Raw genomic sequence first — 7,590 nt, forward strand, 5'->3', positions numbered from 1 at the left:
CCCTCGAGGTGATCGGAGGTCTCCTGGTAACGTCTGTTCGAAGAGTCATGCGACGACGAGCGCGGCTAGGCGGATGCTGTCTCGAGCAGGTCACACAACTCCGGGATGGCGACGGAAAGAGCATGCGCGAATCGGCGCATGTGCTGTTCGATGCCCTTGGACGCGCTGAGATGGACGTTGAAACCGCCGGGCTGCAAGAGGTAGCCGATGCCGATGCATTGATCGGTCGGCGGACCGAAACCGAAGAACCGAACATTGGCCGACGACACGGCACTGGTGCTGAGATAGTCATCACGCAGAATCCGCCAGCCGGGAGATGCGTACAGCGCGTGCGGCTCGTCGCCGTTTTGCCGCTGGATTCGCTGTAGCTCCACCAGGTGCCGTTCGGGCGCGCGTCCCGCCTGGCAATCTCTGGTATTGGCGACGTGTGCTCCCGCCGCGGCCCGTAGCGCCTCGGCGCGAGCGGTGGCTGTTGCGGTCGAGTCGTTCATCAATGTCACGAAGCGGACGACTTCGGGAGTGACCGCCCGGAGGGCCTCTGTGCGACCGTTGCGGTAATGCCGCACGGCAACGGATTCGTAGGTGGTGCCAAGGAATCCCCTCGACCGTTGATGCGCCAGTTGGTAAGCCATTTGCACGAACGCATCCGGCGATATCCCGAGACGTTTGGCCGTGTCCGAGCCGAAGTCGTCGAACGTCACGACTTCCGTGGCGATCTCGCCGGTTTGTTCGGCGAAGCGGGCCGAGGCTTGCCGGATCTCCTGCCGCAGATCCTCATCGAGGCGGAATTCGATCGGTGCTGTCGTGGGCGCTCGGCCGGGCCGGTCCGCCGAGATGGCGGTCGTACTCGCGAGAATAGCGTCGCAGAAGCCTGCCACGGTGGTTCCGTCCAGCCCGGACTCCTCGATGTTGACGCCAGCGCGGCCGTCGGCGAACACGATGAATGTCAGCGCTTTGTCGTACCAGCGATTGCCCCCGTCACCGTGCAGAAGCTGGTGGCATGCGGAGAGTTCGTCGCGCGGGGCGAAGTCGTCGAGCGCGACGCAGAACAACGCCGTTTCGATCACCTCGAGTGCCGCGGCATTGTCCGGATTCTCGATGAGGGCCTGACGGGCCGCCGCCCATGTGGCGCGCGATGCCGTCGTCAACGCTCCCGGCGACGGCTCCGCGGCCGGATCGGTTCTCCTGATCGCTTGCAGCCCGGCGATCAGATCCTCGACGGGATGCGGGGTACCGTCCGCCGCGATGACGTCCATTCGGAACGCCCGACCACGGAAATGGACGACGATGTGCCGGGCCGTCGACGGGCCGGGTTCCGCACCGCCGACGGAGCGCACGGCGTCGAATTCGATCCCGGGGATCCTGGTCGTGGAGAACAAGCACCTGTTCTGATGCATGGACACCGGCCTGCCGCGCAGGTGCACGGGCGCGACCAGCTCGGCGTCGAGTTCGAGTTTGTACGCGGCGCTGCGCGCGATCAGTTCGGCGGCGCGTTCGAGCTGCCCATGCTCCGAGTCCGCGAACAGGAAGAAGGAATTCGCGCTGAGCGCGATGCTGTCCCGATAGCCGAGATGGCGAGACGCCCAGAATGCGTCCAGCCAACTGCCGACCCCCGGTGTCCGATCGAATCGTTCGATGTCGCCCTGCCATGCCCGTGCCGGACTGTCCGGGGCGAGGAACTGCTCGACCGCCGCCGCCGTGGCAGCGAGTTCCTCATCGGTCAGCAACGGCGAACACCGCTGGAGAAACCGCTCGCACGTTTCCTCCAACGTCGGGATCGGTAGCCGCGGCAATTTCTCGTCGAAATCGTATGTGCTGACATGGATCTCGGCTACGGACTTCTCGCTCACCGTCCGAGTTTCCCATCACCACCGACACGGCTGACTCCAGCGGTGGGAATGCCGGGCGAGGCCGTTACGGCGTCTCGAACGCACTCGCCACAGTGCACAAGTTCGCACGAAGGCCCGAGAAAATGCCGCACCGGCGGGTGGCGACCATTGCTTCTCTTCTGCGCGACGCGCGGGTGTCCCCGGGAACGGGAATGGCGGGCACCGGTGTGCCCGTCACCAGGGCACCGCTCCGGCGTCGTCGAAGAATTCGCCGGTCGGTCCGTCGTCGGGCAGAGTCGCGAGGCGGATCGCGATGGCCGCGCCCTGTTGCGGTGTACGGACGCCGCGAAAGCCGTTGAGGTCGGTGGCGGTGAAACCGGGACAGCCGCAGTTGATCAGGATGTCGGTATCACCCAGTTCCTTGGCGTATTGGATGGTGAGGGCGTTGAGGAAGGTCTTCGAGGCCAAGTAGGCGGCGGGGACCGGGCCCAAGTCGACGCCGGGTGTGGTTTGCAGGGTGAGCGAGCCGACGCTGCTGGACATGTTGACGATCCGCGGTGCGGCCGAGGCGCGCAGCATCGGCAGCATAGCGTTGGTGACCCGGATGACCCCGATCACGTTGGTTTCCACGACAGCTCGCACGGTCACGGGATCGACCGTGGTCGGTGTCTGCGGCATACCGCCGGTGATCGCGGCGTTATTGACCAACACATCGAGCCCTCCGGCGTGGTCGGCGATCAATTCGGCCGCCGCGGCCACACTCGCGTCGTCGGTCACGTCGAGCGGCACACCGAACGCGTCGGTTCCGGCCGCGCGCAGCTTCTCCACCGCGGTGTCGCGGCGTTGCCGATCGCGCGCGCCCACGCCGATTCGCCAGCCGAGCGCGCCAAGGCCGGCGGCGATCTCGTATCCGATTCCCTTGTTCGCGCCGGTCACCAGCGCGATCGTCTGTTCACTCACACCGCCGATCCTGCTGCGGCCGCGGGTGCGGCGTCCAAGACCGATCGGGTGGGCGGCGATACCGCACGGGTATCGGTCGTGGTCATCGCCGGATAGCATGACCCGGTGGAGACGCGGGAGATGCGGTACTTCGTCGCCGTCGCCGAGGAGTTGCACTTCGGGCGGGCGGCACAACGGCTCGCGATCGCGCAACCACCACTGTCGCGAGCCATCCAGCAGCTCGAACGGCGGCTCGGAGTCGTCTTGCTGCACCGCACCGCTCGCGCCGTCGCGTTGACCGAGGCCGGGGCGGTGCTGCTGCGGGAGGCCAGGATCGCGCTCGACGCGGTCGAAGCCGCCGAGCGGCGCACCCGCCGTGCCGCGTCCGATCAGCCCGGTGTGGTGCTGGCCACCAAGGCCGGAGCGTCCAGCGAACTGTTGTCGAAGCTGCTGCACGCCTACGCCGCCGAACCGGGCGCCGTGGCCGTCGAGGTGATGCTGTGCGGGCCGGGCCAGCCGGAACGTCTGCTGCGCAACGGGCGCGCCGACGTTGCTCTGCTCCACCGGCCTTACGACTCGACAGCCGGATTCGACACCGAGGATCTGCACACCGAACAGCAGGTCGTGGTCCTGCCTGCGAACCATCCCCTCGCCAACCGGACGCAGGTGTCGTCGGCCGAGCTCGACACCCTGACGAACCTGCCACTGCCGCGCTGGCCTGGACCGGATGGCAGCTATCCGGACGGCCCCGGCCCGCAGGTGCGCGACCATACCCAGCTATTCCAACTGATCGCGCTCGGACTGGCCTGCGCAGTCGTGCCCGAGTCGCTGCGAACCCAGCTACGCGACGATCATGCCGTCGTGCCCGTGCCGGACGCACCGGCCGTCACGACCGTCATCGCGTGGCCACCACACAGCAGATCCAAAGCCGTCGCCGACCTCGTCCACACCGCGACACGCCTCTGACCGACGCCGGCCGCATCAGGCATAACCGTAGTACCGCCGCACCAGTCGCTCGTAGACGTAGGCCGGGACAAGCCTGCGGGTCCAGAAGGACAACCGGACGTCCCGCCCGCACAGGTACGACTGCCGGGGCCGGGCGGCGGCGAGGATCACCGCGACCTTCCTTGCGACCGTTTCCGCGGATTGTCCGGCCGCCAGGTAGCCGCGCACCAGGTTCAGCACGGCCGCGCGGTCGCGGTCGTATGCGGCGATCGGGTCGGACACGTGCACTGCCGTGTCGATGATCGGGGTGACGGTCCACCCGGGGATGAGCACCGACACGTGCACACCGAACCCGGCCGCCTCCATCCGCGCGGCCTCGCCGATACGCTCGACAGCCGCCTTCGTGGCCGAGTACCAACCGCCGTACGGCTCCGCGATCGCGCCCGCTCCCGAACTCACCACGATCACCCGGCCCGCGCCCTGAGCCCGCAGTAGCGGCAGCACGGCTCGCAGCACGCGATGGGTGCCGAGCACATTGGTGTCGAACAGCGCCGCGGCTTCCTCCGGCGTGGTCTCCTCGACCGAGCCGACCACGCCGTAGGCCGCGAAGGTGACCACCGCGTCGATGCGGCCGTGCCGTGCGTGCGCCTCGCGCACCCAGCGGTCCACCGCTTCCGGGTCGCGCACGTCCACTCGCGCGACACCCGACGCCGCCACGCGGTCGCATCCTTCGATGGTATAGCCCAATGCCGCAAGGTGTTCCATGGTGGCAGCGCCCATGCCGTTCGCCGCCCCGGTGACGAGCACGACGGTCATGCGGCGCACACCCGCAGTACCCGTGGCAGAACTTCCAGCCGCGCCGATTCCACCATCGTGATCTCGCCGTCCAGCTCCAGGGGCGCCGGACGGTCGGGCCGCAGCTCCACCGCCGTGTCCCGGTAGCGCACCGCCAGCCGGGAGCCTCGGAACCGCCCGGCGTACAGCCCGGCGATCAGGCCGAGGGTCCGCAGCCTTCCCGCCGCGGACCAGATGTTCACGTCGAACTGGCCGTCGCCGCGGGTGACCTCGGTGTCGTAATGCATGCCGCCCGCGAAATGCACGCTCTTGAGTACGCCGACGTTGGTGATCGGGGCGGTGTGGGTCCACGTGCCGCCGCGTATCGAGACCGGCAGCGGCCGGTGGGTGGCGATGGTGGCCAGCGCCGTGGCGAGGATGGCGGCTTCGACGCTGCGCGACTTGAGCCAGCCTGCCACGCCGGTAGCGTGGTTGAACGAATGATTGCCCGCCGCGACCAGTCCCATGCTGGCGTTCAGCAGGAAGTAGTGAACGGTGCGCGTGCCGTCGGTCCGCAGCACGCTGGCTTTGCCGACGTCGACGAGTTCGGCGCGCGCGGCGTCCAGCCGAACCGGGATGGCGCCGACGCGCGCGCTCGCGGGCACCGGCTTGTGGAAGTCGTTGGAGCTGCCCAGTCCGACCGCGCCGAGCGCCGACCCGGCGGCGCGGGGCCGGTCGGTCGAGGGGTCCATGAGGGCGTTCAGCACCAGGTTCACCATGCCGTCGCCACCGGCGGCCACCAGCACCCGCGGAGGATTCGGCCGGGTGACGGCCGCGCGCACGATCTCGGTGGCGTGCCGAGGGTCGGAGGGCAGTTCGACGGACAGATCCGGATGGCGAGTGCGCAGCACGGATTCCACCGGCTGCCAACGCCGCAGCGCGGTGCCCGCGTTCGACCGCGGATTCAGGACGACGAGCACGAATCCTCCTCGATGCCGAGCCACCGGCGCAGCGCGCTGTGGTCTCCCGTGGTGATCAAACCGGTGCGGGCCACCGCGGGTGGTATGCCGGTGCTCCGGGCGCCCAGCAGGAACACCGGAATCCCGAGGTGCGCCGCGGGTCCGTCGCTGACGGGATCGTTGCCGACCATCACGCACTCCCCCGCTGCCGCTCCGAGGTGGTCGAGCACTTCGCGATAGAAATCCAGCCGCGGCTTGGCGCGGCGCATGGTCTCACCGCTGGTGGTGAACGCGAACGACGCCAGATCGTGTCCGCCCCAGCGGATCCTCGTCTCGACGGTGCTGCGCGGCCACAACGGGTTGGTCGCGACCACTTGACGCGCACCCGACGCCGTCAATCGGCGCACCGTCGCGACCGCGGCCGGGCTCGGCGGGAAACATGCTCGCAGTCGGACGAATTCGACCTCCGACAGCCGCGCCAGGCGGGCCGCAGCTACGTCGCGGCTGGTGCCGACGCGTTCGGCGAGCAGTCTCAGCATCAGCTCGGTATTGGTGTGGTCGGTGTCGTTGGCGCGCACGTCCCGCAGTGTGCGGCGCAACACCGGCAGGAAACGGTGCGGCGGCGCGAGATCGCGGAATACCCACGCCGCCCCGGCGGGCATCAACGTCGCGAAGGTGCGCCGCCGCAGTCCGATCAGGGTGCCGTCCAGATCCCACAGCACCGTGCGCCGCTCGCTCATTCCTGGCTGTCCAGTACGGCTTGCAGATCCGCCTTCGTCAGCCCGAGCCGGGCGGCGTACTCCTCGATACCGGGCGGCGTGGTCCGCGCGCCGCCGAGCCCGGTGCGCGACCGCAGCTGTCCGGCGTATGCCGCGCCGAGATCGAAGACCGTCTTGGCGAGCGCGGCGGGGAACAGCCATCGGCCGAGGTCGCGCTGGAACACGCGGGTCAGGCGGTAGGGCGCGATCACGCGCGCGCCGAGGGCGGCCACCGGGCCCGGCTCGCGCAGCGAGCTCATCCGGGCCGCCTCCGCGCCGGGGACCAGGAGCAGCCCGGACCACAGCCGGCCGAAGCCGTCCAGCTTCTCCCGCGCGTCTGCGGTCATGTTGAACTCGGTGTAGGCCTTCTCGATGCGGGATGTGTGGGTGGAGCGGCTGCGCAGCAGCGTGTGCACGTCGGCGACCTTGCGCGCGGTGTCGCCGCGAGTGAACCGGTCCACGCGCGCGGCGATCCGGTCCAGCAGCACGGCGAAGTCGTCGTTGGGCACCAGCCGGTGGGCGAGCGAAAGGGCGTGATACATCAGCCCTTCGCTGCCCGCCGTCGCGATCTCGGCGGCGAGCAGGTCATAGTCCAGATTGGTGCCCGCATAGCGGGCCAAGTTCCAGATGTCCCCGAGCTCGCGGACGCCGGTCTTATAGTAGGGCAGGTGGATGCCCAGGTGATGCAGGTTGTCCTCGTGCGCCATCGCCCACGCGGGCACGCCGTGGAAATCGATGCGCCGCACGCGCTTCCAGATCGCGGCGTAGTCGACCGTGTAGGGCGCCAGCGGAGTGATCAGGCCCCAGTGCGTGCCCACCACCAGCGCGCCGTCGCGGGAGACGAACGACGGCAGGTGGTGGGAGCGCTCGGCCCGCGCCTTGGGCGCCTTGCCCAGCAGCTCCGAGGTCGCGAACAGGCCCAGCTCACGATAGATCTCGACAACGGTGTCGATCTGCTCCGGTTCCACCAGGATGTCCAGGTCGTTCATCCGCTTGTAGCGCGGGTCGTGGTAGATCTCGGTGGCGAAGAGCATGCCTTTGAGCACGACGCAGCGCACACCCCGCTCGTCGAACCGGCGCAACAGGTGTACCGCGCCCGCCAGGCGGCGGTCGTTCGCGGCGGCGATCCGCTCCGCGACGGCGTCGAACCGTACTCGCGTCAACGGCGGGACCAGCTCGTACACCCCGGCGGCGAGCAGCGAGTTCCGCACCAGCGGAACCGTCGCGTTCAGTTGCGCCAGCTCGAAGAAGCTCGTCCAGTCGGTGACCCGGTGCGCCAACTCGGTCAGCTCGAAGCGCTCCGATTCGGTCGGGGCGGCCAGCGCGGCGTGCACCAGCAGCCGCTCGGCGTCCGTCCCGCCCGCGGCGATCATGGTGTCGGTCATA

The 7,590-nt window shown here is 68.9% G+C and carries 7 protein-coding genes; 1 reads left to right on the top strand and 6 read right to left on the bottom strand.

Features of this window, described 5'->3' with window-relative positions; genetic code table 11:
• Positions 1 to 65 precede the first annotated feature (65 nt).
• Together NB3_RS06605 and NB3_RS06610 are read right to left on the bottom strand one after the other, a co-directional pair.
• Positions 66 to 1,850 (bottom strand): choline/carnitine O-acyltransferase, encoded by a 1,785-nt coding sequence (locus NB3_RS06605; protein WP_244891788.1) that lies wholly within the window; start codon positions 1,848 to 1,850, stop codon positions 66 to 68.
• Positions 1,851 to 2,063: 213 nt separating this feature from the next.
• Positions 2,064 to 2,789 (bottom strand): SDR family oxidoreductase, encoded by a 726-nt coding sequence (locus tag NB3_RS06610; protein WP_067798483.1) that lies wholly within the window; start codon positions 2,787 to 2,789, stop codon positions 2,064 to 2,066.
• A gap of 105 nt (positions 2,790 to 2,894) precedes the next feature.
• On the opposite strand from NB3_RS06610, the gene NB3_RS06615 reads away from it, so the two are divergent.
• Positions 2,895 to 3,734: a LysR family transcriptional regulator gene (locus tag NB3_RS06615; RefSeq protein WP_067797989.1), complete on the top strand. Its 840-nt coding sequence runs from the start codon at positions 2,895 to 2,897 to the stop codon at positions 3,732 to 3,734.
• A 15-nt stretch (positions 3,735 to 3,749) separates the two neighbouring features.
• Here the strand turns inward: NB3_RS06615 and NB3_RS06620 are convergent, their stop codons facing one another.
• Genes NB3_RS06620 through NB3_RS06635 form a run of 4 tightly spaced genes read right to left on the bottom strand, consistent with a single transcriptional unit; the run spans position 3,750 to position 7,589 of the window.
• Entirely contained in the window at positions 3,750 to 4,529 is a 780-nt protein-coding gene (locus NB3_RS06620; protein ID WP_157111568.1) for an SDR family NAD(P)-dependent oxidoreductase, read from the bottom strand.
• Complete coding sequence (locus NB3_RS06625) at positions 4,526 to 5,467, bottom strand: diacylglycerol/lipid kinase family protein (RefSeq protein WP_067797995.1); 942 nt, start codon at positions 5,465 to 5,467, stop codon at positions 4,526 to 4,528. Before NB3_RS06625 ends, NB3_RS06620 begins: the two co-directional genes overlap by 4 nt.
• Complete coding sequence (locus NB3_RS35505; protein ID WP_067797998.1) at positions 5,452 to 6,186, bottom strand: HAD family hydrolase; 735 nt, start codon at positions 6,184 to 6,186, stop codon at positions 5,452 to 5,454. The genes NB3_RS06625 and NB3_RS35505 overlap by 16 nt, the downstream gene beginning before the upstream one ends.
• Positions 6,183 to 7,589 (bottom strand): nucleotidyltransferase family protein, encoded by a 1,407-nt coding sequence (locus NB3_RS06635; RefSeq protein WP_067798001.1) that lies wholly within the window; start codon positions 7,587 to 7,589, stop codon positions 6,183 to 6,185. Before NB3_RS06635 ends, NB3_RS35505 begins: the two co-directional genes overlap by 4 nt.
• Position 7,590: the final 1 nt, after the last annotated feature.

It is taken from the genome of Nocardia beijingensis NBRC 16342 (assembly GCF_001612785.1).
Taxonomy (GTDB): domain Bacteria; phylum Actinomycetota; class Actinomycetes; order Mycobacteriales; family Mycobacteriaceae; genus Nocardia; species Nocardia beijingensis.